General features: G+C 59.2%; 18 protein-coding genes. All 18 read left to right on the top strand.

Annotation, left to right across the window (positions count from 1 at the left end):
* Positions 1–16: 16 nt before the first annotated feature.
* The 18 genes from AC07UI_RS21100 (at position 17) to AC07UI_RS21015 (ending at position 23,344) form a co-directional block, all read left to right on the top strand.
* Positions 17–589: a HutD/Ves family protein gene (locus AC07UI_RS21100; RefSeq protein ID WP_494994330.1), complete on the top strand. Its 573-nt coding sequence runs from the start codon at positions 17–19 to the stop codon at positions 587–589.
* Between the two features lie 431 nt (positions 590–1,020).
* Complete coding sequence (gene hutU / locus AC07UI_RS21095; RefSeq protein WP_494994329.1) at positions 1,021–2,700, top strand: urocanate hydratase; 1,680 nt, start codon at positions 1,021–1,023, stop codon at positions 2,698–2,700.
* Positions 2,701–2,846: 146 nt separating this feature from the next.
* Positions 2,847–4,316: a purine-cytosine permease family protein gene (locus tag AC07UI_RS21090; RefSeq protein ID WP_494994328.1), complete on the top strand. Its 1,470-nt coding sequence runs from the start codon at positions 2,847–2,849 to the stop codon at positions 4,314–4,316.
* A 75-nt stretch (positions 4,317–4,391) separates the two neighbouring features.
* Complete coding sequence (locus AC07UI_RS21085) at positions 4,392–5,360, top strand: ABC transporter substrate-binding protein (protein WP_494994327.1); 969 nt, start codon at positions 4,392–4,394, stop codon at positions 5,358–5,360.
* 70 nt (positions 5,361–5,430) lie between these two features.
* Positions 5,431–6,282 carry an ABC transporter permease gene (locus AC07UI_RS21080; RefSeq protein ID WP_494994326.1) on the top strand — a complete coding sequence of 284 codons (852 nt, stop codon included), beginning with the start codon at positions 5,431–5,433 and terminating at the stop codon, positions 6,280–6,282.
* Positions 6,279–7,109, top strand: a complete 831-nt coding sequence (locus AC07UI_RS21075) for a quaternary amine ABC transporter ATP-binding protein (RefSeq protein WP_494994325.1) — start codon at positions 6,279–6,281, stop codon at positions 7,107–7,109. Before AC07UI_RS21080 ends, AC07UI_RS21075 begins: the two co-directional genes overlap by 4 nt.
* 152 nt (positions 7,110–7,261) lie before the next feature.
* Positions 7,262–8,785 (top strand): histidine ammonia-lyase, encoded by a 1,524-nt coding sequence (gene hutH, locus AC07UI_RS21070; RefSeq protein WP_494994324.1) that lies wholly within the window; start codon positions 7,262–7,264, stop codon positions 8,783–8,785.
* A 122-nt stretch (positions 8,786–8,907) separates the two neighbouring features.
* Positions 8,908–10,440 carry a histidine ammonia-lyase gene (hutH, locus tag AC07UI_RS21065; protein WP_494994323.1) on the top strand — a complete coding sequence of 511 codons (1,533 nt, stop codon included), beginning with the start codon at positions 8,908–8,910 and terminating at the stop codon, positions 10,438–10,440.
* A 145-nt stretch (positions 10,441–10,585) separates the two neighbouring features.
* Positions 10,586–11,995, top strand: a complete 1,410-nt coding sequence (locus AC07UI_RS21060) for an amino acid permease (RefSeq protein WP_494994322.1) — start codon at positions 10,586–10,588, stop codon at positions 11,993–11,995.
* A 17-nt stretch (positions 11,996–12,012) separates the two neighbouring features.
* Positions 12,013–13,218 carry an imidazolonepropionase gene (hutI, locus tag AC07UI_RS21055; RefSeq protein WP_494994321.1) on the top strand — a complete coding sequence of 402 codons (1,206 nt, stop codon included), beginning with the start codon at positions 12,013–12,015 and terminating at the stop codon, positions 13,216–13,218.
* 10 nt (positions 13,219–13,228) lie between these two features.
* Positions 13,229–14,032 carry an N-formylglutamate deformylase gene (gene hutG / locus AC07UI_RS21050; protein WP_494994320.1) on the top strand — a complete coding sequence of 268 codons (804 nt, stop codon included), beginning with the start codon at positions 13,229–13,231 and terminating at the stop codon, positions 14,030–14,032.
* 167 nt (positions 14,033–14,199) lie between these two features.
* On the top strand, positions 14,200–15,171 hold the full coding sequence (gene pip, locus AC07UI_RS21045; RefSeq protein ID WP_494994319.1) for a prolyl aminopeptidase: 972 nt from the start codon (positions 14,200–14,202) through the stop codon (positions 15,169–15,171).
* Entirely contained in the window at positions 15,168–15,605 is a 438-nt protein-coding gene (dtd, locus tag AC07UI_RS21040) for a D-aminoacyl-tRNA deacylase (RefSeq protein WP_494994318.1), read from the top strand. The genes pip and dtd overlap by 4 nt, the downstream gene beginning before the upstream one ends.
* Before the next feature lie 433 nt (positions 15,606–16,038).
* The gene (locus AC07UI_RS21035) at positions 16,039–17,790 is read left to right on the top strand and encodes a glucan biosynthesis protein G (protein WP_494994317.1); all 1,752 of its coding nucleotides are present in this window, start codon (positions 16,039–16,041) and stop codon (positions 17,788–17,790) included.
* Entirely contained in the window at positions 17,783–20,353 is a 2,571-nt protein-coding gene (gene mdoH, locus AC07UI_RS21030; RefSeq protein WP_494994316.1) for a glucans biosynthesis glucosyltransferase MdoH, read from the top strand. The genes AC07UI_RS21035 and mdoH overlap by 8 nt, the downstream gene beginning before the upstream one ends.
* Before the next feature lie 364 nt (positions 20,354–20,717).
* Positions 20,718–21,515 (top strand): transporter substrate-binding domain-containing protein, encoded by a 798-nt coding sequence (locus tag AC07UI_RS21025; RefSeq protein ID WP_494994315.1) that lies wholly within the window; start codon positions 20,718–20,720, stop codon positions 21,513–21,515.
* A gap of 142 nt (positions 21,516–21,657) precedes the next feature.
* Positions 21,658–22,617 (top strand): amino acid ABC transporter permease, encoded by a 960-nt coding sequence (locus AC07UI_RS21020; protein ID WP_494994314.1) that lies wholly within the window; start codon positions 21,658–21,660, stop codon positions 22,615–22,617.
* Complete coding sequence (locus AC07UI_RS21015) at positions 22,610–23,344, top strand: amino acid ABC transporter ATP-binding protein (RefSeq protein WP_494994313.1); 735 nt, start codon at positions 22,610–22,612, stop codon at positions 23,342–23,344. Before AC07UI_RS21020 ends, AC07UI_RS21015 begins: the two co-directional genes overlap by 8 nt.
* Positions 23,345–23,532: the final 188 nt, after the last annotated feature.

The following is a 23,532-nucleotide window of genomic DNA, read 5'->3' as shown; positions in this document are numbered from 1 at the left end:
TAAACAAGAGGCATAAATGAGTCAGTTGAACGTTTTGCGTGCCGCCGATTATCCGCGCATGCCCTGGAAAAACGGCGGCGGCAGCACCGAGGAAATCACCCGTGATGCGGGCACCGGCCTGGACGGTTTCGGCTGGCGCCTGTCGATTGCCGATATCGGTGAGTCGGGCGGCTTCTCCACCTTTGCCGGTTATGAGCGGGTCATCACCGTGCTGCAGGGTGATGGCATGACCTTGACGGTCGATGGCCAGAAAACGCGGCCACTGTTACCGCTGGACCCGTTTGCGTTCAGCGGCGAAAGCCAGGTTTCCTGCACGCTGCTTGGCGGTGCGATTCGCGACTTCAACCTGATTTATGCGGCGAATCGTTACCAGGCGCGGTTGCAGTGGGTCAGTGGCGAGCAGCGGTTCTTCAGCTCGACCGCAACGCTGCTGGTGTTCAGCGTGACCGATGCACTCCAGGTGCAGATCGATGGCGGCGCGGTCCATGTATTGGGTCGTCATGATTGCCTGCAACTGAACGGTAACACCGGGTTGCTGGATGTTTCCGTCCGCGGCCAGTGCTGTGTGATCGAACTGACAGCGCTCTGATTCAACCGTCTTAAAAGAATCGCAACGTGCGGCCGCTCTGAGAGCTGTCGTCAGTTGCGATTTTTTGCTTTCTGGCTTCCGGTAACCCGTTTCCCTACGCGCACCAATTTGTTACCGAACGCCCCAGCGTGGCGCAAAATCGCGCTCAGGTAACAGATCTCACGCTTCGAAAAAATCCTCCCCAAAAAAATCTCCAGTGGCCAAACCCTTGCCCCAAGGGCTTTTCAGCCAGATTCAACACTTTATTGAATGTCCATCCAGCAAGTTGGCCGCTTGATTGCATATGCTTGTATGTACAAGTAAAGACGTATGTGTATGAGTCGCGGAGACTCGACCATCGTCCACTGATTCGCCGGTGTGCACCGTTTGCACATTGGCTTGCTCGCCCACTGCCTGGGTTAGTTTGGATTGATCGCTGAGGAGTTTTTTTCGTGACCGAGAATAAGCCTACTAAATACCGTGACGTCGAAATCCGCGCTGCTCGCGGCAACAAGTTGACCGCCAAGAGCTGGTTGACCGAAGCGCCGCTACGGATGCTGATGAACAACCTCGACCCGGAAGTGGCCGAGAACCCCAAGGAGCTGGTGGTTTACGGTGGTATCGGTCGTGCGGCACGTAACTGGGAGTGCTACGACAAGATCGTCGAAAGCCTGACCAATCTGAATGACGACGAAACCCTGCTGGTGCAATCCGGCAAGCCGGTCGGCGTATTCAAGACCCACAGCAACGCCCCGCGCGTACTGATCGCCAACTCCAACCTGGTGCCACACTGGGCGAACTGGGAACACTTCAACGAACTGGACGCCAAAGGCCTGGCCATGTACGGCCAGATGACTGCCGGCAGCTGGATCTACATCGGCAGCCAGGGCATCGTTCAGGGCACCTACGAAACTTTCGTCGAAGCCGGTCGCCAACACTACAACGACAACCTCACCGGTCGTTGGGTCCTGACTGCCGGTCTGGGCGGCATGGGCGGCGCTCAACCGCTGGCCGCGACCCTGGCCGGCGCGTGCTCGCTGAACATCGAATGCCAACAAGTGAGCATCGATTTCCGTTTGAACAGCCGCTATGTCGATGAGCAAGCCACCGACCTCGACGACGCGCTGGCCCGCATCGCCAAATACACCAGGGAAGGCAAGGCGATTTCCATCGCCCTGCTGGGTAACGCGGCTGAAATCCTGCCGGAACTGGTCAAGCGCGGCGTGCGCCCGGACATGGTCACCGACCAGACCAGCGCCCACGACCCGCTCAACGGTTACCTGCCAGCCGGCTGGACCTGGGACGAATACCGCGCTCGCGCCAAGACCGAGCCGGCTGCCGTGGTCAAAGCCGCCAAGCAATCCATGGCCGTGCACGTCAAAGCGATGCTGGACTTCCAGAAAATGGGCATTCCGACCTTCGACTATGGCAACAACATCCGTCAGATGGCGCAAGAAGAAGGCGTCGAGAACGCCTTCGACTTCCCGGGCTTCGTACCGGCTTACATCCGTCCGCTGTTCTGCCGTGGCATCGGCCCGTTCCGTTGGGCGGCACTGTCGGGCAACGCTGAAGACATCTACAAGACCGACGCCAAGGTCAAAGAGCTGATCCCGGACGACGCCCACCTGCACAACTGGCTGGACATGGCGCGCGAGCGCATCAGCTTCCAGGGTCTGCCGGCACGTATCTGCTGGGTGGGCCTGGGTCTGCGCGCCAAGCTCGGCCTGGCGTTCAACGAGATGGTTCGCAGCGGCGAGCTGTCGGCACCGATCGTGATCGGCCGCGACCACCTGGACTCCGGTTCGGTGGCCAGCCCGAACCGCGAAACCGAGTCGATGCAGGATGGCTCCGACGCCGTGTCCGACTGGCCACTGCTCAACGCCCTGCTCAACACCGCGAGCGGCGCGACCTGGGTGTCCCTGCACCACGGCGGCGGCGTCGGCATGGGCTTCTCCCAGCACTCGGGCATGGTGATTGTCTGCGACGGTACGGACGAAGCGGCCGAGCGTATCGCTCGCGTGCTGCACAACGACCCGGCCACCGGCGTCATGCGTCACGCCGATGCCGGTTACCAGATCGCGATCGACTGTGCCAACGAGCAGGGCCTGAACCTGCCGATGATCAGCGGTTGAGAAACTGACCCAACGCAAACCCTGTAGGAGCCGAGCTTGCTCGCGATAAACGATGACGCGGTTTGTCAGGTACACCGTCATCGCGAGCAAGCTCGGCTCCTACAGGGGTCGAGTGAATTACTGGAACAATCCATAGAGGTTGAACAATGGCTGTTAATGACGATCGTGCAAGCAGTAAACCGTTGATCGAAAAGCGTTCGATCGACTACATCCCGGAAGCGGAAAGACACGGTCGTCTGTTCAGTCAATTCACCTTGTGGCTGGGTGCCAACCTGCAAATCACCGCGATTGTTACCGGTGCATTGGCGGTAGTGCTCGGTGGGGATGTGTTCTGGTCGTTGATTGGTTTGCTGGTCGGGCAGTTGCTCGGCGGTGGCGTCATGGCGTTGCATGCGGCCCAAGGCCCGCAGTTGGGGTTGCCGCAGATGATTTCCAGCCGCGTGCAGTTTGGCGTGTATGGTGCGGTGATTCCGTTGGTGCTGGTGTGCCTGATGTACATCGGGTTTTCCGCCAGCGGTTCACTGCTTGCGGGGCAGGCGATTGCCCAGTTGCTGAATGTCGATGACTGGATCGGGATCGTGACCTTTGCCGGTCTGATCGTGGTCCTGACCATCTTCGGCTATCGGGTCATTCACGGGATTGGCCGGGTGGCCAGTGTGCTGGGTGTGATCGCGTTCGCTTACCTGTTCTACAAACTGCTCGCCGGCAACGATATCGGCGCGCTGTTGGGTAACAAGCATTTCTCCCTGAGCAGTTTCCTGCTGGCGATTTCGCTGTCGGCGTCCTGGCAGATTGCTTTTGGTCCGTACGTCGCGGACTACTCGCGCTACCTGCCGCGCACGACCTCGGCGTCGAAGACGTTCTGGGCGGTGGGCCTGGGTTCGATGATCGGCGCGCAGACCTCGATGGTCTTCGGGGTGTTCGCGGCGGCATTGGCCGGTTCGCAGTTCGCCCATCACGAAGTGTCGTTCATCGTCAGCCTCGGCGGTACCGGCATCGTCGCGGCCCTGCTGTACTTTGCCGTGGCCTTTGGCAAGGTGACCGTCACCACGTTGAACGCCTATGGCAGCTTCATGTCGATTGCCACCATCATCAGTGGCTTTCGCGGCAGCCGGAAGATTTCCAGCACGGTTCGCCTGCTGTACATCTTCGCCATGGTCGTGATCGCTACCTTGCTGGCAGTGCTTGGCAAGGACTCGTTCCTCAAGGAATTCTCCGCGTTCATCCTGTTTCTGCTGGCATTCTTCACGCCGTGGAGCGCGATCAACCTGGTGGACTTCTACTGCATTACCAAAGAGCGTTATGACATCCCTGCACTGTCCAATCCCGACGGTCGCTACGGGCGCTGGAACATCATGGGGATCACCATTTATGTGTTCGGTGTGCTGATTCAGATGCCGTTCATTTCCACGCATTTCTACACCGGTCCATTGGTCGCGAGCCTCGGTGATACCGATATCTCCTGGATCATTGGTCTGGTGGTACCTGCAGGGATGTATTACCTGGCGGCCAAGAAGTGGCATGGCGCAGTACCTGACCGTTTGATCCTGCCGGTAGAGCAGGGCGCGGTAACAGCACACAAGCTGAGTGGGGCAGGCCGCGCTACTGCGGTCTAGACCTTGATTGGACGTGGACAGGGCTGGATGCCTTTTGACTGCCGTAATCCATTTCATGTTTAGGAGTGTCACACAATGAAAATGAATAAGACCCTGCTGACCACTATGCTTTCATTGGGTGTACTCGCCAGCGCGGGCGCCACTCAGGCAGCCAGTTGGTGCGAATCCGGCAAGCCGGTGAAATTCGCCGGGTTGAACTGGGAAAGCGCCATGCTGCTCACTGACGTGCTGCAGGTCGTGCTGGAAAAAGGTTACGACTGCAAAACCGACAGCCTGCCGGGCAACTCCATCACCATGGAGAACGCCCTGAGCAGCAACGACATCCAGGTTTTCGCCGAGGAGTGGGTTGGCCGCAGCGAAGTCTGGAACAAGGCCGAGAAGGCCGGCAAGGTCGTTGGTGTCGGTGCGCCAGTGGTTGGTGCGATCGAGGGTTGGTACGTGCCGCGCTACGTGGTTGAAGGTGACGCCAAGCGTAAACTGGAAGCCAAGGCCCCGGGCCTGAAAAACATTGCTGATCTGGGCAAGTATTCCGCCGTGTTCAAAGACCCGGAAGAGCCAGGCAAGGGCCGTTTCTACAACTGCCCGGCCGGTTGGACCTGTGAGCTGGACAACAGCGAAATGCTGAAAAGCTACGGCCTGGAAAGCAGCTACACCAACTTCCGCCCAGGTACCGGCCCGGCACTGGATGCTGCGGTGCTGTCGAGCTACAAGCGTGGCGAGCCGATCCTGTTCTACTACTGGTCGCCAACGCCGCTGATGGGCCAGGTTGACCTGGTGAAACTGGACGAAAAACCAGGCGTGGATAAAAGCGTGAGCATCAAGGTCGGCCTGTCCAGGACCTTCCACGACGAAGCCCCGGAACTGGTCGCCGTGCTGGAAAAGGTCAACCTGCCAATCGACCTGCTGAACCAGAACCTCGGGCGCATGACCAAAGAGCGGATCGAATCGCCAAAACTGGCCAAGATCTTCTTGAAGGAACATCCTGAAGTCTGGCACGCATGGGTGAGCGAAGACGCAGCCAGGAAAATCGACGCGGCCTTGTAGGTTGAGCCTTTCCGACTGCCCCAAAGGGCAGTCGCAAGCTTGATCGCAACCCCTTGATTGAGAGTCTCTTATGTTTCCCGAAAGCTTTACCTTTTCCATCGCCGACTGGGTCAACGGTTGGGTCGATTCGCTGGTCACCAACTATGGTGATGTGTTCCGGCACATCTCCGACACCCTGCTCTGGGCCATCGTCAACCTCGAAGGCCTGCTGCGTGCGGCGCCGTGGTGGTTGATGCTGGCGATCGTGGCGGGCGTTGCCTGGCACGCGACTCGTAAACTGGTAACCACCGCGGTCATCGTTGGCTTGCTGTTCCTGGTGGGCGCTGTCGGCCTTTGGGACAAGCTGATGCAAACCCTGGCGCTGATGCTGGTGGCAACGGTCATCTCGGTGTTGATTGGCGTTCCGTTGGGCATTCTGTCGGCGCGCAGCAACCGTCTGCGTTCGGTGCTGATGCCGATGCTGGACATCATGCAGACCATGCCGAGCTTCGTGTACCTGATCCCGGTGCTGATGCTCTTCGGTCTGGGCAAGGTTCCGGCGATTTTCGCCACGGTGATCTACGCCGCACCGCCGCTGATTCGTCTGACCGATCTGGGTATCCGTCAGGTCGACGGCGAAGTGATGGAAGCGATCAACGCCTTCGGCGCCAACCGCTGGCAGCAACTGTTTGGTGTGCAACTGCCGTTGGCCCTGCCGAGCATCATGGCCGGGATCAACCAGACCACCATGATGGCCCTGTCGATGGTAGTGATTGCCTCGATGATCGGTGCCCGTGGCCTGGGTGAAGATGTATTGGTGGGTATCCAGACCCTCAACGTCGGACGCGGCCTGGAAGCCGGCCTGGCGATCGTGATTCTCGCAGTGGTCATCGACCGCATTACTCAGGCCTATGGTCGGCCACGGCATGAGGTGAGCAAATGAGTAGCGCAGCCATCAGCAAGATCGAAGTCAAAAACGTCTTCAAGATTTTCGGTAATCGTTCGGCCGACGCGCTGAACATGATTCGCCAGAACAAGACCAAGGACCAGGTGCTGGCCGAAACCGGCTGCGTGGTCGGGGTCAACAACCTGTCGCTGAGCATCGGCACCGGCGAGATCTTCGTGATCATGGGCCTGTCCGGCTCCGGTAAATCGACCTTGGTGCGGCACTTCAATCGCCTGATCGATCCCACCAGCGGCGCGATTCTGGTGGACGGCGTGGACATTCTGCAATACGACATGGAAGCCCTGCGCGAATTCCGTCGGCACAAGATCAGCATGGTGTTCCAGAGCTTCGGTCTGCTGCCGCACAAGAGCGTGCTGGATAACGTCGCCTACGGCCTGAAAGTACGCGGTGAAACCAGGCAAGTGTGTGCCGAGCGCGCGCTGCACTGGATCAACACCGTGGGCCTCAAGGGCTACGAAAACAAATACCCGCATCAGCTGTCCGGCGGTATGCGTCAGCGTGTGGGCCTGGCCCGCGCCTTGGCGGCGGACACCGACATCATCCTGATGGACGAAGCCTTCAGTGCACTCGATCCGCTGATTCGCGCCGAAATGCAGGACCAGTTGCTCGAGCTGCAAAAGACTTTGCACAAGACCATCGTGTTCATCACCCACGACCTCGACGAAGCCGTGCGCATCGGCAACCGCATTGCGATCCTCAAGGATGGCCGGTTGATCCAGGTCGGCACGCCGAAAGAGATCCTGCACTCTCCAGCGGATGAATACGTCGATCGTTTCGTTCAGCGACGGGCAGCGGTGGTTTAAGAGATTTGCAGTGAGTTTGTTGGCCTCATCGCGAGCAAGCTTGCTCCCACATTGGATTTTCAGTGTTCACATAACCCCTGTGGGAGCGAGCTTGCTCGCGATAGCGTCGCAAAGGCTGCACAAAAATTCAGGTTTGTACGGTGAGGTTGAAGATGTCCCAGGCTGAAAAAATCGTTATCGCCGATGCCCCGTTGCGTTGGCAGGATGTGGTTGCGGTCGCACGTGGTGGCGCGGTGCTTGAGTTGTCGGCTGGCACCTGGGCGCGGATCGAGAACGCTCAAGCCATCGTCCAGCGCATCGTCGTCAGCGGCGAGCGTGCCTATGGCGTCAATACCGGCCTGGGTGCGCTGTGCAACGTATCCTTGCAAGGCGAACAACTGAGCCAGCTGTCGCGCAATACCCTGCTCAGTCATGCCTGCGGCGTCGGTGCGCCTCTGGCCGACGAACAGACCCGGGCGATCATGTGCGCGGCGATCATCAACTACAGCCATGGCAAATCCGGCGTGCATCGGCAAGTGGTCGAAGCGCTGCTGGCTTTGCTCAACCGCGGTATCACCCCGCAAGTGCCGTCCCAGGGTTCGGTGGGCTACCTGACCCATATGGCCCACATCGGTATCGCCCTGCTGGGTGTCGGCCAGGTCAGCTATCGCGGGCAGATCGTTTCCGCGCAGCAGGCCCTGGCCGAAGAAGCTCTGAAACCTGTGCAACTGGGTGCCAAGGACGGTCTGTGCCTGGTCAACGGCACGCCGTGCATGACCGGCCTGAGCTGCCTGGCGATTGCCGACGCCACCCGACTGGTGCAGTGGGCCGATGTGATCGGCGCCATGAGCTTTGAGGCCCAGCGCGGGCAGATCGCCGCGTTCGACGCCGAAATCATCGCCCTCAAGCCGCACCCGGGCATGCAGCAGGTCGGTATCAACCTGCGCAGCCTGCTCGATGGCAGTGAAGTGATTGCCAGCAGCAAGGGCATTCGCACCCAGGACGCATTGAGCATCCGCTCGATTCCGCAGGTGCACGGCGCGGCGCGGGATCAGCTGGACCACGCCACCCGTCAGGTCGAAATTGAACTCAATTCCGTCACCGATAACCCGATGCTGCTGGGCACTGCGGACAACTTCCGGGTGATGTCCCAGGCCAACCCGCACGGCCAGTCGGTGGCTTTGGCTGCTGACCTGCTGGCGATTGCCATGGCGGAAATCGGCTCGATTGCCGAGCGTCGCCTCGACCGTTTGATCAACCCGCACGTGAGTGGTTTGCCGGCATTCCTGGTGGCTAACCCCGGCGTGAACTCCGGGATGATGATCGTCCAGTACGTTGCGGCTTCCCTGTGCGCAGAAAATCGCCAGTTGGCGCAACCGGCAGTACTCGACAACTACGTCACCTCGGGCCTGCAGGAAGACCATCTGAGCATGGGCACCAACGCAGCACTGAAGCTGCATCGGGCGCTGGAAAACTGCACGCAGATTCTCGCTATCGAATATCTGCTGGCCGCCCAGGCCTTCGAATTTCTCAAGGAGCAACGCTTCGGTGCCGGCACTGACGTCGCGTGGAGACTGTTGCGTGAGCGCGTTCCGGCCTATGACCAGGACCGCTGGCTGGCGCCGGATATCGCCAGCGCCGCAAGCGTTTTGAAAGACCCGATGTTGCTGCAAACCGCTTTACCGAACCTGCACTGAAACCGATTTCCACAAAAGCCAGCGTGCCAAGGCGCCACCCCCTCAAAAAGTGGGCAGCGACGGACAACGGAATCATCCGGAGCGACTGGCTAGTTAATAAAACTCTCAAAAGGAGCATAAATATGAATGCGCTAAACCTTATTCCAGGTCAACTGACCCTTGCCCAACTGCGTGCTGTCTATCAGCAGCCAGTAACTATCAGCCTTGACGAAAGCGCCTCGGCGCAGATCGAAGCCAGCGTCGCCTGCGTGGAACAAATCCTCGCCGAAAACCGCACCGCCTACGGCATCAACACCGGTTTCGGTCTGCTGGCTTCAACCCGCATCGCCAGCGAAGACCTGGAAAACCTCCAGCGCTCCCTGGTGCTGTCTCACGCTGCCGGTGTGGGCGTGCCAATCAGCGACGCGCTGGTGCGACTGATCATGGTCCTCAAGGTCAACAGCCTGAGCCGTGGTTTCTCCGGGATCCGTCGCAAGGTGATCGATGCGCTGATCGCACTGATCAACGCCGAGGTGTACCCGCATATTCCTCTCAAAGGTTCGGTCGGTGCTTCCGGCGACCTGGCGCCACTGGCCCATATGTCGTTGGTGCTGCTGGGCGAAGGCAAGGCGCGCTACAAAGGTGAATGGCTGGACGCTGTGAGCGCCTTGAAGCAAGCCGGTCTGCAACCGCTGACTTTGGCAGCCAAAGAAGGTCTGGCGCTGCTCAACGGTACCCAGGTGTCCACCGCCTACGCACTGCGCGGCCTGTTCGAAGGCGAAGATCTGTTTGCTGCGGCAGTGGCTTGTGGCGGCTTGAGCGTCGAAGCAGTGCTGGGCTCGCGCTCGCCGTTCGATGCACGGATTCACGACGCTCGCGGTCAACGCGGTCAAATCGACGCGGCTGCCGCTTATCGCGACCTGCTGGGTGAGCGCAGCGAAGTCTCCGACTCCCACCAGAATTGCGAAAAAGTTCAGGACCCGTACTCCCTGCGCTGTCAGCCACAAGTCATGGGCGCCTGCCTGACCCAGTTCCGTCAGGCTGCCGAAGTGCTGAGCATCGAATCCAACGCAGTGTCGGATAACCCGTTGGTGTTCGCTGCTGAAGGCGACGTGATTTCCGGTGGTAACTTCCACGCTGAGCCAGTGGCCATGGCCGCTGACAACATAGCGCTGGCTATCGCTGAAATCGGCTCGCTGAGCGAACGCCGCATCTCGCTGATGATGGACAAGCACATGTCGCAATTGCCGCCGTTCCTGGTGGCCAACGGCGGGGTTAACTCCGGCTTCATGATCGCTCAGGTGACTGCTGCGGCATTGGCCAGCGAAAACAAAGCACTGGCGCACCCGCACTCGGTCGACAGCCTGCCGACTTCGGCCAACCAGGAAGACCACGTTTCCATGGCGCCTGCCGCCGGTAAACGTCTCTGGGAAATGGCCGAGAACACCCGTGGCGTCCTCGCTGTGGAATGGCTCGCCGCTTGCCAGGGCCTGGACCTGCGCGACGGTCTGAAGACGTCGAGCAAACTTGAAGAAGCCCGTGGCATCCTGCGCAGCAAAGTACCGTTCTACGAGAAAGACCGTTTCTTCGCTCCGGACATCAACGCTGCGAGCGAGTTGTTGGCGAGCCGTTGCCTGAACGAGCTGGTGTTGGCGAAATTGCTGCCTAGCCTCTGATGGTGCTGATTGTTCCCACGCTCTGCGTGGGAATGCAGCCCGTGATGCTCTGCGTCACAAGAGCGGACGCAGAGCGTCCAATGAGGCATTCCCACGCAGGAGCGTGGGAACGATCTTTTCCGACAAAAACAATTAAGGACGAGAAATGCAGCAGCAAGCAAAAGGCTTGAAACGCGGGCTATCGGCTCGCCATATTCGTTTCATGGCGCTGGGGTCGGCAATCGGCACCGGGCTTTTTTACGGTTCTGCCTCGGCCATTCAAATGGCCGGTCCTGCGGTATTGCTGGCGTACCTGATTGGTGGCGCGGCGGTGTTCATGGTCATGCGCGCCCTCGGTGAGATGGCCGTGCATAACCCTGTTTCCGGTTCTTTCGGTCAGTACGCCAGTACTTACCTGGGGCCGATGGCGGGCTTTATTCTCGGTTGGACCTACGCGTTTGAAATGGTCATCGTCGGGCTTGCCGACGTAACGGCCTTCGGCATCTACATGGGCTTCTGGTTTCCGGAAGTCGCGCGCTGGATCTGGGTGCTCGGCATTGTGTTCCTGATCGGCGGGCTGAACCTGTGCAACGTCAAAGTCTTCGGTGAAATGGAGTTCTGGCTGTCGCTGCTCAAAGTCGGCGCCATCATCGCGATGATCCTCGGCGGACTCGGCATTATTGTGTTCGGCATCAGCAGCTCGCCGAGCTCGCAGATCACGGGAATCAGCAATCTCTGGACCCAGGGCGGCTTTATGCCCAACGGTGTCGGCGGCTTGATCGCTTCGTTCGCGGTGGTGATGTTTGCGTTCGGCGGCATCGAAATCATCGGCGTGACCGCCGGTGAAGCGAAAGACCCGCAGCATGTCCTGCCAAAGGCGATCAACGCCGTTCCCTTGCGGATTCTGCTGTTCTACGTGCTGACCATGTTCGTGCTGATGGCGATCTACCCATGGCAGCAGATCGGTAGCCAGGGCAGTCCGTTCGTGCAGATTTTTGACCATCTGGGGATCAGCTCGGCCGCAACTATCCTCAATATCGTGGTGATCTCGTCGGCGGTCTCGGCCATCAACAGTGACATCTTTGGTGCGGGCCGCATGATGTACGGTCTGGCCCAGCAAGGTCAGGCGCCGAAGGGCTTTGGCCAGTTGTCGCGCCATGGCGTGCCATGGATGACGGTGGTGGTTATGAGCGCAGCCTTGCTCGGTGGTGTGCTGCTGAACTACCTGATTCCGGAAAACGTGTTCATGCTGATCGCCTCGATTGCGACCTTTGCCACGGTCTGGGTCTGGTTGATGATTCTGGTCACTCAGGTGGCAATGCGTCGCTCCATGAGCCCGGCTGAAGTCGCACAACTGAAGTTCCCGGTGCCGTTCTGGCCGTATGCGCCGATGGCGGCGATCGTCTTCATGGCGTTTATATTCGGTGTGCTTGGCTACTTCCCGGATACTCAGGCAGCCTTGATCGTCGGCCTGGTGTGGATTGCCCTGCTGGTACTGGCCTACCTGTTGTGGGTCAAGCCAGCCGCAGGGCAGGCGGTACAGGTTTCCAACGACCTTTCTTTGTCTCATCGATAACCTAACGGAGGCCTGGGATGAAAACTCTCTGGCAACACTGCCACGTCGCAAGCATGGCGCAGGGTAACTACTCGATCATCGAGGATGCCGCCATCGTGACGTCAGGAGCGCACATAGAGTGGATCGGCCCGCGCAGTGAACTGCCGGCCGGTGAATACCCCGAGGTGCATGACCTCGCGGGTGCCTGGGTCACGCCGGGTCTGATCGACTGCCACACCCACACAGTGTTCGGTGGCAATCGCAGCGGCGAGTTCGAGCAGCGCTTGCAAGGCGTTAGCTATGCCGAAATCGCCGCCGCTGGCGGTGGCATTGCCAGCACCGTGCGTGCGACCCGGGCGGCCAGCGAGGATGAATTGTTCGCCAGCGCGCATAAACGCTTGAAGAGCTTGCTGCGCGACGGCGTCACCAGTGTCGAGATCAAGTCCGGCTATGGCCTGGATCTGGCCAGTGAGCGCAAGATCCTGCGGGTGATCCGCCGTCTCGGTGCCCAATTGCCGGTCAGTGTGCGCAGCACCTGTCTGGCTGCCCACGCCTTGCCACCGGAATATGCGGACCGTGCCGACGATTACATCGAGCACATCTGCAGCGAAATGCTTCCGGCGCTCGCCGCCGAAGGGTTGGTGGATGCGGTTGACGCGTTTTGCGAATACCTGGCGTTTTCGCCGGAACAGGTCGAGCGGGTGTTCATCGCCGCGCAGAACCTCGGTTTGCCGGTGAAATTGCATGCCGAGCAGTTGTCCTCCCTGCATGGGTCGAGCCTGGCGGCGCGCTATCACGCGTTGTCGGCTGACCATCTGGAGTTCATGACCGAAGACGACGCCATCGCCATGGCCAAGTCTGGCACTGTCGCAGTGCTGTTGCCGGGAGCGTTCTACTTCCTGCGCGAAACCCGGCTGCCGCCGATGGACGCCTTGCGCAAACACGGCGTGAAAATCGCCATCGCCAGCGACCTCAACCCCGGCACCTCGCCGGCGCTGTCGGTGCGGCTGATGCTGAACATGGCTTGCACGTGCTTTCGCATGACCCCGGAAGAGGCTCTGGCGGGTGCGACCATTCATGCGGCCACTGCGCTGGGCATGGATCAGACCCATGGCTCGCTGGAAGTCGGCAAAGTGGCGGATTTCGTCGCTTGGCAGATCGATCGTCCGGCAGACCTGGCGTATTGGCTGGGCGGTGACCTGGATAAACGCGTCGTGCGTCACGGCGTTGAAGTCACGTTTTAGGAGAATGGCAGTGGATAAGGTTCTGAACTTCAAACAAGGCCGAGTGCCGTTGCTGATCAGCATGCCCCATGCTGGCGTGCGTCTGAGCCCGGCAGTAGAAGCCGGGCTGATTCCCGAGGCGCAAAGCCTGCCGGATACCGACTGGCATATCCCGCAGCTCTACCAGTTCGCGCAAGAGTTGGGCGCCAGCACCCTGGCCGCCGAGTACTCACGGTTCGTTATCGACCTGAACCGGCCTTCCGACGACAAGCCTTTGTATGTCGGCGCTACCACCGGTTTGTATCCGGCGACGCTGTTCGACGGCGTGCCATTGTTCCGCGAAGGACTTGAGCCGTCCGCCGAGGAACGTGCGCGTTATCTTGAGCAGGTCTGGACGCCGTATCACAGCACCTTGCAACAAGAGCTGGCGCGGCTGAAAGCCGAGTTCGGTTATGCACTGTTGTTTGATGCGCACTCGATCCGCTCAGTGATCCCGCATTTGTTCGAAGGGCAACTGCCGGACTTCAACCTTGGCACCTTCAATGGCGCCAGTTGCGATCCACAGTTGGCTACGCAACTGGCAGCCATCTGCGCCCGGCATCCGGACTACAGCCATGTGCTCAACGGGCGCTTCAAGGGTGGGCATATCACAAGGCATTACGGTAACCCGGCCGAAAACATCCATGCCGTGCAACTGGAGCTGGCGCAGTGCACTTATATGGAAGAGGTCGAGCCGTTCCGCTACCGCCCTGATCTGGCCGTGCCGACTCAGGTGGTGCTCAAGCAATTGTTGCAAGGATTGCTGGATTGGGGGCAGAAGCACTACCGCGGATAGATTTGAAAGATCGTTCCCACGCTCTGCGTGGGAACGATCGGTCGAGTCAAACACCCCCCCCAATTTCTCCAAGGACATGCTCATTGCACAATTCGGGTTTATGATGCCGGACGGCAGAATAATAGAAGTCCCCCCAGGGATGACCTCGACCCCATACGGAGTGCGCAATGCAGACTTTGTACCCGCAGATCAAACCCTACGCCCGGCACGATCTGGCCGTCGATAAGCCACATGTACTGTATGTCGACGAAAGTGGTTCACCGGAAGGTTTGCCGGTGGTGTTCATCCACGGCGGGCCAGGGGCCGGATGCGATGCGCAAAGCCGTTGTTTTTTCGACCCGAACCTGTATCGCATCGTCACCTTCGATCAGCGCGGTTGCGGTCGTTCGACACCTCACGCCAGCCTTGAAAACAACACTACCTGGGATCTGGTCGCTGACCTTGAGCGGATTCGCCAGCATTTAGGTATCGAAAAATGGGTGTTGTTCGGAGGCTCCTGGGGCTCGACCCTGGCGCTGGCTTACGCGCAAACTCATCCGGAGCGGGTCCACGGGCTGATTCTGCGCGGGATCTTTCTCTGCCGTCCGCAGGAAATCGAATGGTTCTACCAGGCCGGTGCCAGCCGCATGTTCCCGGATTACTGGCAAGACTACCTGGCGCCGATTCCATTGGATGAGCGCGACGACCTGCTCGGCGCTTTCCATAAACGTCTGACCGGCAATGACCAGATCGCCCAGATGCACGCGGCCAAAGCCTGGTCGACATGGGAAGGTCGTACTGCAACCTTGCGTCCCAACCCGATGGTAGTCGAGCGCTTTTCCGAACCGCAGCGCGCGCTGTCGATTGCCCGGATCGAGTGCCACTATTTCACTAACAATGCCTTCCTTGAGCCCAACCAGTTGATCCGCGACATGCAGAAGATCGCTCACTTGCCGGGTGTGATCGTCCATGGCCGCTACGATGTGATCTGTCCGTTGGATAACGCCTGGGAACTGCATCAAGCCTGGCCGAACAGCGAATTGCTGATCATTCGCGATGCCGGTCACGCGGCATCCGAATCGGGAATTACCGATGCGCTGGTGCGCGCGGCCAACAAAATGGCCCGTCGCTTGCTCGACCTGCCGCCTGAAGAAGCATGAAGGGCCTGCTCCAGCGCGTGCGTGGTGCGCGAGTCGAAGTGGCGGGGGAAATCGTTGGCGCGGTCGACCAGGGTTTGCTGGTGCTGGTGGCGGTCGAACCCGAGGATACCCGGGCCAGCGCCGACAAATTGCTGCATAAGCTGCTCAACTATCGGGTGTTCAGTGATGCCGAGGGCAAGATGAACTTGTCGTTGGCCGATGTCGGCGGCGGTTTGCTGCTGGTGTCGCAGTTCACCCTGGCTGCCGATACCAAAAACGGTTTGCGCCCGAGCTTTTCTACCGCGGCCTCTCCGGCATTGGGAGAAGAGCTTTTTGGCTATTTATTAGCCAAGGCGCAACAATTGCATAGCAATGTGGCATCGGGAAGATTTGGCGCAGACATGCAGGTGCATTTGGTCAATGATGGCCCGGTAACCTTCCTGTTACAGACCTGAAAGCGCTTGAAATATCTCTTTAAGCTCTTTTTGGCCGAAAACAGGGGTTTTTCGCGATAAATACTTTGTTACCCCTGATGCGTTGTAACGCGGCCTACTAGATAATCGCGCGCTACGGGGATCAGCGTTCGTTGGTCCATTTTGACTTAGGTAGAGACTTGTCCTGGACCGTTTGGGGAATCATTTCGCCCCTGCGGAGTCGGAATAATGCTCGCCAACCTGGCATGAGTGGCTTGTACGGTTAGTTTGTTAGCAATATTTCGGATGTCAGGGAGTCAGAGACAAGGCGTTGCGACCAGTCATAGCCCGCTATGGCGAGGAGCAGCAACGCAGTATCTGGATTCCTGGCGCCGAAATAGGCAAACGAGACTGACCACACAGGCCACCTGGTCTGGCCGTTGGTTTTTTGATCTGTTTTCGGCGAGGGTTGCTCGTGATTGTTAGTCCCTGTAATGCACCAAAATTGTCTGCCAAACGGTTACGTAACGCACTGATGACGGGCTCTGCACTGCTTTGCCTGCTCAGCGCCGGCCAGCTTTGGGCATTCAATCTGGATGATGTATCGGCCAAGGCCAAAGAGCTGGCCGGGCAGAAGTACGAAGCCCCGCGCAGTAACCTGCCGAACGAATTTCGGGAAATGAAATTCGCGGATTACCAGAAAATACGTTTCCGCACCGAAAAAGCCGAATGGGCCGATCAGAAAACCCCGTTCAAGCTGTCGTTCTATCACCAGGGCATGCACTTCGATACGCCGGTGAAAATCAACGAAATCGGCGCCAACTCCGTCGAAGAGATCAAGTACGACTCGAGTCGTTTCGATTTCGGCGACGTCAAAGTCGATCCAAAGGCCACCGAGCAACTGGGTTATGCCGGTTTCCGTGTGCTGTATCCGATCAACAAGGCCGAAAAGCAAGACGAAATCATGACCATGCTCGGCGCGAGTTACTTCCGCGTCGTCGGTAAAGGGCACACCTACGGCTTGTCCGCCCGCGGCATGGCCATCGACACTGCGCTGCCGTCCGGTGAAGAGTTCCCGCGCTTCACCGAGTTCTGGATTCAGCAGCCCAAGCCGACCGACAAGCACCTGGTGATCTACGCCCTGCTGGATTCGCCTCGCGCGACCGGTGCCTACCGGCTGATCCTGCGTCCGGGCAGCGACACTATCGTCGACGTCAAGGCGCAGATGTTCCTGCGTGACAAGGTCACCAAGCTCGGTGTTGCGCCGCTGACCAGCATGTACCTGTTCGGTGCCAACCAGCCGTCGAAAGTACTTAACTATCGTCGCGAACTGCACGACTCCAGCGGTCTGTCGATCCATGCCGGTAATGGTGAATGGATCTGGCGTCCACTGAACAACCCGAAACATCTGGCCGTGAGCAATTTCTCGGTTGAGAACCCGCGTGGTTTTGGCTTGCTGCAACGTGGCCGTGACTTCAGCCACTACGAAGACCTCGATGACCGCTACGACAAGCGCCCAAGTGCCTGGATCGAGCCAAAAGGCGACTGGGGCAAAGGCACTGTTGACCTGGTCGAAATTCCGACCGCGGACGAAACCAACGACAACATCGTTGCTTTCTGGAGCCCGGAAAAGCTGCCTGAGCCAGGCCAGCCGCTGGACTTCGCCTACCGTCTGCACTGGACCATCGACGAAGCTGCATTGCACTCGGCCGACAGTGCCTGGGTCCAGCAGACCCTGCGCTCTACCGGTGACGTGAAGCAGTCCAACCTGATCCGTCAGCCAGACGGCAGCGTCGCTTATCTGGTGGACTTCGTCGGCCCGACCCTCAAGGCTCTGCCTGAAGATGCACCGGTTCGCAGTCAGGTCAGCGTCGGCGATAATGCCGAGCTGGTGGAAAACAGCGTTCGCTACAACCCGGAGACCCAAGGCTGGCGCCTGACCTTGCGCATGAAAATCAAGGACCCGAACAAGTCCACTGAAATGCGCGCCGCTCTGGTCAAGAACATCGTGGCTGCCGAGCCGGTCAAGGCTTCGGCTGCGACGGCTAACTCTTCCGTTGCCAAGGCCGACAAAATCGCCGCCAGACAACAAGAGAAAGTCGAGAAGAAAGAAAAAGACGCCAAGCAGCCAGCGGCTGCCGAAGCGGCCCCTGCCACACCGGAATCGGTAAAAACCGAACAAGTCTTGACCGAGACCTGGAGCTACCAGTTGCCTGCCGATGAGTAATTCTCAAATACAACCAGAGACACTTGCCGAGTACCTGGCGCACCTGCCGATGAACGATGCGCAGCGCGCGGAACTTGCGGGCTGCAAATCATTCACCGAGTTGCATGAACGTCTGTCGTCCTCGACTTTCGACGCGCCTGCCGGGGCTGCACAAGCCTCGGTGGGTCGCCGCTTGACCTTGAATTCCGCGCAAGAACTGGAGGAGGCCGAGATGTTGGCGGTCGACGCCAGCGGTCGGGTGTGCCTCAAGGCGACTCCGCCGATTCGCCGGACCAAGGTCGTACCGGAGCCGTGGCGCACCAATATTCTGGTGCGCGTCTGGCGTCGTCTGACCGGGCGCACCAACCCGCCGGCACCCAAGATCGACGAGCGTGTGTTGCCGGCTGCCCGCTGGCGCACGGTGGGTTCGATCCGTCGCTACATTTTGCTGACACTGATGCTCGGCCAGACCATCGTCGCCGGCTGGTACATGAAAGGCATCATGCCGTACCAAGGCTGGTCATTCGTCGATCTGAACGAAGTCTTGCATCAACCGCTTATCCAAACCGCCACCCAAGTGCTGCCGTACGCGCTGCAAACCAGCATCCTGGTTCTGTTCGGGATTCTGTTCTGCTGGGTATCGGCGGGTTTCTGGACTGCACTGATGGGCTTCCTCGAGTTGCTCACCGGGCATGACAAATACCGTATATCCGGCGCCAGTGCTGGTGACGAGCCGATTCCCAAAGAAGCCCGCACCGCGCTGGTCATGCCGATCTGCAATGAAGATGTGCCGCGTGTATTTGCCGGTTTGCGAGCGACTTTCGAGTCGGTTGCAGCGACTGGTGACCTGGATCGCTTCGACTTCTTCGTCCTCAGCGACAGTAACGACAGCGACATCTGCGTTGCCGAACAGCAGGCCTGGCTAGACGTCTGCCGCGAAGCCAAAGGCTTCGGGCGGATCTTCTATCGCCGCCGTCGCCGTCGGGTCAAACGCAAGAGCGGCAACCTCGACGACTTCTGCCGTCGTTGGGGCGGTGATTACAAGTACATGGTGGTGCTCGACGCCGACAGCGTAATGAGTGGCGAATGCCTGACCAGCCTGGTGCGCTTGATGGAAGCCACGCCGGACGCCGGGATTATTCAGACCGCGCCGCGTGCTTCGGGCATGGACACGCTGTATGCACGCATGCAGCAGTTCGCGACCCGCGTTTATGGCCCGCTGTTTACCGCTGGCCTGCACTTCTGGCAGTTGGGTGAGTCCCACTACTGGGGGCACAACGCAATCATCCGCATGAAACCGTTCATCGAGCATTGCGCCCTGGCGCCATTGCCCGGTAAAGGCGCGTTCGCGGGTGCGATCCTCTCTCACGACTTCGTCGAAGCTGCGCTGATGCGCCGTGCCGGCTGGGGCGTATGGATTGCCTACGACTTGCCCGGCAGTTATGAAGAACTGCCGCCGAACCTGCTGGACGAACTCAAGCGTGATCGTCGCTGGTGTCACGGCAACCTGATGAACTTCCGGCTGTTCCTGGTCAAGGGCATGCACCCGGTGCACCGTGCGGTGTTCCTGACCGGCGTGATGTCGTACCTGTCGGCGCCGTTGTGGTTTTTCTTCCTGGTGCTCTCGACGGCCTTGCTGGCGGTCAACACGCTGATGGAACCGCAGTACTTCATGGAGCCTCGACAGCTCTATCCGCTGTGGCCGCAATGGCACCCGGACAAGGCCGTCGCGCTGTTCTCGACGACGATCGTGCTGCTGTTTCTGCCGAAGTTGCTGAGCATCATCCTGATCTGGGCCAAGGGCGCGAAAGAGTTCGGTGGCAAGTTCAAGGTCACCCTGTCGATGCTGTTGGAGATGCTGTTCTCCATGCTGTTGGCACCGGTGCGGATGATTTTCCACACTCGCTTTGTTCTCGCCGCGTTCCTCGGTTGGGCTGCGACCTGGAACTCCCCGCAACGTGACGACGATTCCACGCCGTGGAGCGAAGCGGTGCGCCGTCATGGTCCGCAAACCTTGCTGGGCTTTTTCTGGGCATTGCTGGTGGTTTGGCTAAACCCAAGCTTCCTCTGGTGGCTGGTGCCGATTGTCGGTTCGCTGATGCTGTCGATTCCGGTCTCGGTGATTTCCAGCCGGGTCAAGTTGGGCCTCAAGTCCCGTGATGAAAGCCTGTTCCTCATCCCTGAGGAATACGCACCGCCACAGGCCTTGCTGGCGACTGATCGGTACACCCACGAAAACCGTTGGCATGCGCTGAACGACGGCTTTGTTCGGGCAGTGGTCGACCCGCAGCAGAATGCCCTGGCTTGCGCCCTGGCCACTGCCCGTCACGGTCAGGCCGAGCCGATCGAGTGGTTGCGTATCGAGCGAGTGCGTCACGCGCTGAAAGCCGGCCCTGCGGCGCTCAATAATAACGAGCGTGTGGCGCTGCTCAGCGATCCGGTTGCGTTGGCTCGCTTGCATGAGCAGGTCTGGAGCGAAGGTCATGCCGAATGGCTTGGCGCCTGGCGCCAGTCGATCGAAGCCGATCCGCATGCTCCGTTGCTACCGTTGAAACCGCTGTCTGCTGAAGTGCAGCCGGCCTGATGAAAAGCCCCGCTCCTGAGAAGAAGCGGGGTTTTTTGTTGTGCGCCCAGCATGGGCGCAATCTTGATCGTTCCCACGCTCCCGCGTGGGAACGCCTCACCGGACGCTCCGCGTCCGCTCTTGAGGTGACGCGGAGCGTCACAGGCGGCAACGATCATTGCGCTCAGCATCTCTTCCCGCGTCTTTCCTGTTTCTGCCAACCTGCGACAACAAATCCTCCTTAAACCCTTGTGCAAACAAACGAGTGAGTTAGGATCGCTCCCCGAATTGGTGCGCCCGGACAGCTTATTGTTCGTATCTGCCGGTTTTCTAACGAAAATCTGCTTTTTGCGCGCCTCAAAAAAAGGGTTCAGGGGACTTGATGATGAAGAAGTATCTATCGATGCTGCTGCTTGGCGTCACGGCAATGGTGTCAGTCAACGCCGCTCATGCCGGTGCCATCGATGACGCGGTCAAGCGCGGCACGCTGAAAGTCGGCATGGACCCGACTTACATGCCGTTCGAAATGACTAACAAGCGCGGCGAGATCATCGGCTTCGAGGTCGACCTGCTCAAAGCCATGGCCAAGGCCATGGGAGTCAAGCTGGAGATGGTTTCCACCGGCTATGACGGCATCATCCCGGCCCTGCTGACCGACAAGTTCGACATGATCGGCAGCGGCATGACCCTGACCCAGGAACGCAATCTGCGCCTGAACTTCAGCGAACCCTTCATCGTGGTTGGCCAGACCCTGCTGATCCGCAAGGAGCTGGAAGGCACCATCAAGTCCTATAAAGACCTGAACACTGCCGACTACCGCATCACCTCCAAGCTGGGCACTACTGGCGAATTGGTCGCCAGGAAGCTGATCTCCCAAGCCAAATACCACGGCTACGACAACGAGCAAGAAGCGGTACTCGACGTGGTCAACGGCAAGGCTGACGCCTTCATTTACGACGCGCCTTACAACGTTGTCGCGGTGAGCAAAGTCGGTAACGGCAAACTGGTATTCCTCGATAAGCCGTTCACCTACGAGCCGCTGGCCTTCGGTCTGAAGAAGGGTGATTACGACAGCATCAACTTCATCAACAACTTCCTGCACCAGATCCACGAAGACGGCACTTACGATCGCATCCATGACAAGTGGTTCAAAGAGACCGCCTGGCTCAAGGATATGGAATAACACCCAGTCGATGATCGTTCCCACGCTTTTGCGTGGGAATGCATCCTGTGACGCTCCGCGTCACGCCTGCGAAAGGACGCTGAGCGTCCTGAGCGGTGTTCCCATGCAGCGTGGGAACGATCAATCAGAGTCGAGTCTCAGAATGAAACAGAAAAAAGCCCAATGGCCCTGGCACGTATTGACCGTGCTGGTGCTGATCGGCCTGGCCGGCGCGTTGTACTATGCCACCTCGCTGATGTCCTATGAATGGCGCTGGAACCGCGTACCGCAATACTTCGCCTACCACGCCGAAGAGCCCCGGCGGGCGGCGGACATCTCCACCGTCAGCGAACTGGTGCGTACAGGCGACAAGGCTCAAGTCACCCTGCGCAACGACGCAGGTGAAGAACAGCAGCTGACCGTCGACGACAACAGCCTGCAATTCGCCCGCGGCGATGACGTGGCCGAAGGCGACGTGATTGGTGTCACCCGCCATTGGACGGCCGGGCCGCTGCTGTGGGGCTTGTGGACCACTTTGTGGCTTTCGCTGGTCTCAGGTCTGCTTGGGCTGTTGATCGGCCTGGCTACCGGCCTCTGCCGGCTGTCGAACAACCCGACCCTGCGCGATCTGTCGACGATTTATGTCGAACTGGTGCGCGGTACGCCGTTGCTGGTGCAGGTATTCATCTTCTACTTCTTCATCGGTACGGTGCTGAACCTCTCCCGCGAGTTCGCCGCAATTGCGGCGTTGTCGCTGTTCACCGGCGCCTATGTGGCTGAAATCGTCCGTTCGGGCGTACAGTCGATTGCCCGTGGCCAGAATGAAGCCGCACGTTCGCTGGGTTTGAGCGCTGGTCAGTCGATGCGCCATGTGGTCTTGCCGCAGGCCTTCAAACGCGTTCTGCCGCCGCTGGCCGGGCAGTTCATCAGTCTGGTCAAGGACACCTCGCTGGTGTCGGTGATCGCCATTACCGAGCTGCTCAAAAGCGGTCGGGAAGTTATCACGACCTCGTTCTCGCCATTTGAGATTCTGTTCTGCGTGGCGGGCCTGTATTTGTTGATCAACCTGCCGCTGTCGAAAGTCGCCAGCCGGCTTGAGCGGAGGCTCGCGCAAAGTGATTGAAGTCCGCGATCTGGTTAAAGTCTTCGACACCCGTGGGCAAGTGGTCCGCGCGGTGGATAGCGTCACCACCCGAGTGGCCAAGGGCGAAGTGCTGGTGGTGATTGGCCCGTCCGGCTCCGGCAAATCGACCTTCCTGCGCTGCCTGAACGGTCTGGAGGCGTTCGACTCGGGCTCCGTCAGCATCGACGGCCTGGAACTGTCCAACCCGAAAACCGACGTCAACGCCTACCGCCGTGAAGTCGGCATGGTCTTCCAGCATTTCAACCTGTTCCCGCATATGACCGTGCTGGAAAACCTTTGCCTTGCGCAGAAAGTCGTGCGCAAGCGCGGCAAGCAAGAGCGCGAGGCCAAGGCTCGGGTGTTGCTGGAAAAGGTCGGCATCGCGCAGAAGGCCAACGAATTTCCGTCACGCCTTTCCGGCGGCCAGCAACAACGCGTGGCGATAGCCCGGGCGTTGGCCATGGAGCCCAAGGTGATGTTGTTCGATGAGCCAACCTCGGCGCTCGACCCGGAAATGGTCGGCGAAGTCCTCGACGTAATGAAAACCCTGGCCCTGGAAGGCATGACCATGGTCTGCGTGACCCACGAAATGGGCTTCGCGCGGGAAGTGGCAGATCGGGTGCTGTTCTTCGACCACGGCAAACTGCTGGAAGATTCCCCGCCTGAGGAGTTCTTTGCTTTGCCGAAGGATTTGCGGGCTCAGGCGTTTTTGCGACAGGTGTTGTAGATCCATGTCACGCGCTTAACCTTTGGGTGACATGCAGGTTCTGTCATCTTCTTCAGACTGATAATGAACGTCTCCTAAGGGTTTCTTAGCGGCTGTTTCTTCGGATCGAGGTGGAGTTTTGAACTACTCCCGATCCGGACCTGGAGCCACGCGAATCAAAATTCAGCCACCAATCGAATTTATGAAAG

It is taken from the genome of Pseudomonas sp. GW821-FHT04C07, from assembly GCF_059420325.1.
The sequence above is the reverse complement of the archived record's forward strand: the minus strand, read 5'-3'. Positions and strand labels throughout refer to the sequence as shown.

Bases quoted from the DNA above. Each gene is read 5' to 3' on its own strand.
- AC07UI_RS21100 (WP_494994330.1), top strand. From the start codon at position 17: ATGAGTCAGTTGAACGTTTTGCGTGCCGCCGATTATCCGCGCATGCCC.
- AC07UI_RS21090 (WP_494994328.1), top strand. From the start codon at position 2,847: ATGGCTGTTAATGACGATCGTGCAAGCAGTAAACCGTTGATCGAAAAG.
- AC07UI_RS21085 (WP_494994327.1), top strand. From the start codon at position 4,392: ATGAAAATGAATAAGACCCTGCTGACCACTATGCTTTCATTGGGTGTA.
- AC07UI_RS21080 (WP_494994326.1), top strand. From the start codon at position 5,431: ATGTTTCCCGAAAGCTTTACCTTTTCCATCGCCGACTGGGTCAACGGT.
- AC07UI_RS21075 (WP_494994325.1), top strand. From the start codon at position 6,279: ATGAGTAGCGCAGCCATCAGCAAGATCGAAGTCAAAAACGTCTTCAAG.
- hutH (WP_494994324.1), top strand. From the start codon at position 7,262: ATGTCCCAGGCTGAAAAAATCGTTATCGCCGATGCCCCGTTGCGTTGG.
- hutH (WP_494994323.1), top strand. From the start codon at position 8,908: ATGAATGCGCTAAACCTTATTCCAGGTCAACTGACCCTTGCCCAACTG.
- AC07UI_RS21060 (WP_494994322.1), top strand. From the start codon at position 10,586: ATGCAGCAGCAAGCAAAAGGCTTGAAACGCGGGCTATCGGCTCGCCAT.
- hutI (WP_494994321.1), top strand. From the start codon at position 12,013: ATGAAAACTCTCTGGCAACACTGCCACGTCGCAAGCATGGCGCAGGGT.
- pip (WP_494994319.1), top strand. From the start codon at position 14,200: ATGCAGACTTTGTACCCGCAGATCAAACCCTACGCCCGGCACGATCTG.
- dtd (WP_494994318.1), top strand. From the start codon at position 15,168: ATGAAGGGCCTGCTCCAGCGCGTGCGTGGTGCGCGAGTCGAAGTGGCG.
- mdoH (WP_494994316.1), top strand. From the start codon at position 17,783: ATGAGTAATTCTCAAATACAACCAGAGACACTTGCCGAGTACCTGGCG.
- AC07UI_RS21025 (WP_494994315.1), top strand. From the start codon at position 20,718: ATGAAGAAGTATCTATCGATGCTGCTGCTTGGCGTCACGGCAATGGTG.
- AC07UI_RS21020 (WP_494994314.1), top strand. From the start codon at position 21,658: ATGAAACAGAAAAAAGCCCAATGGCCCTGGCACGTATTGACCGTGCTG.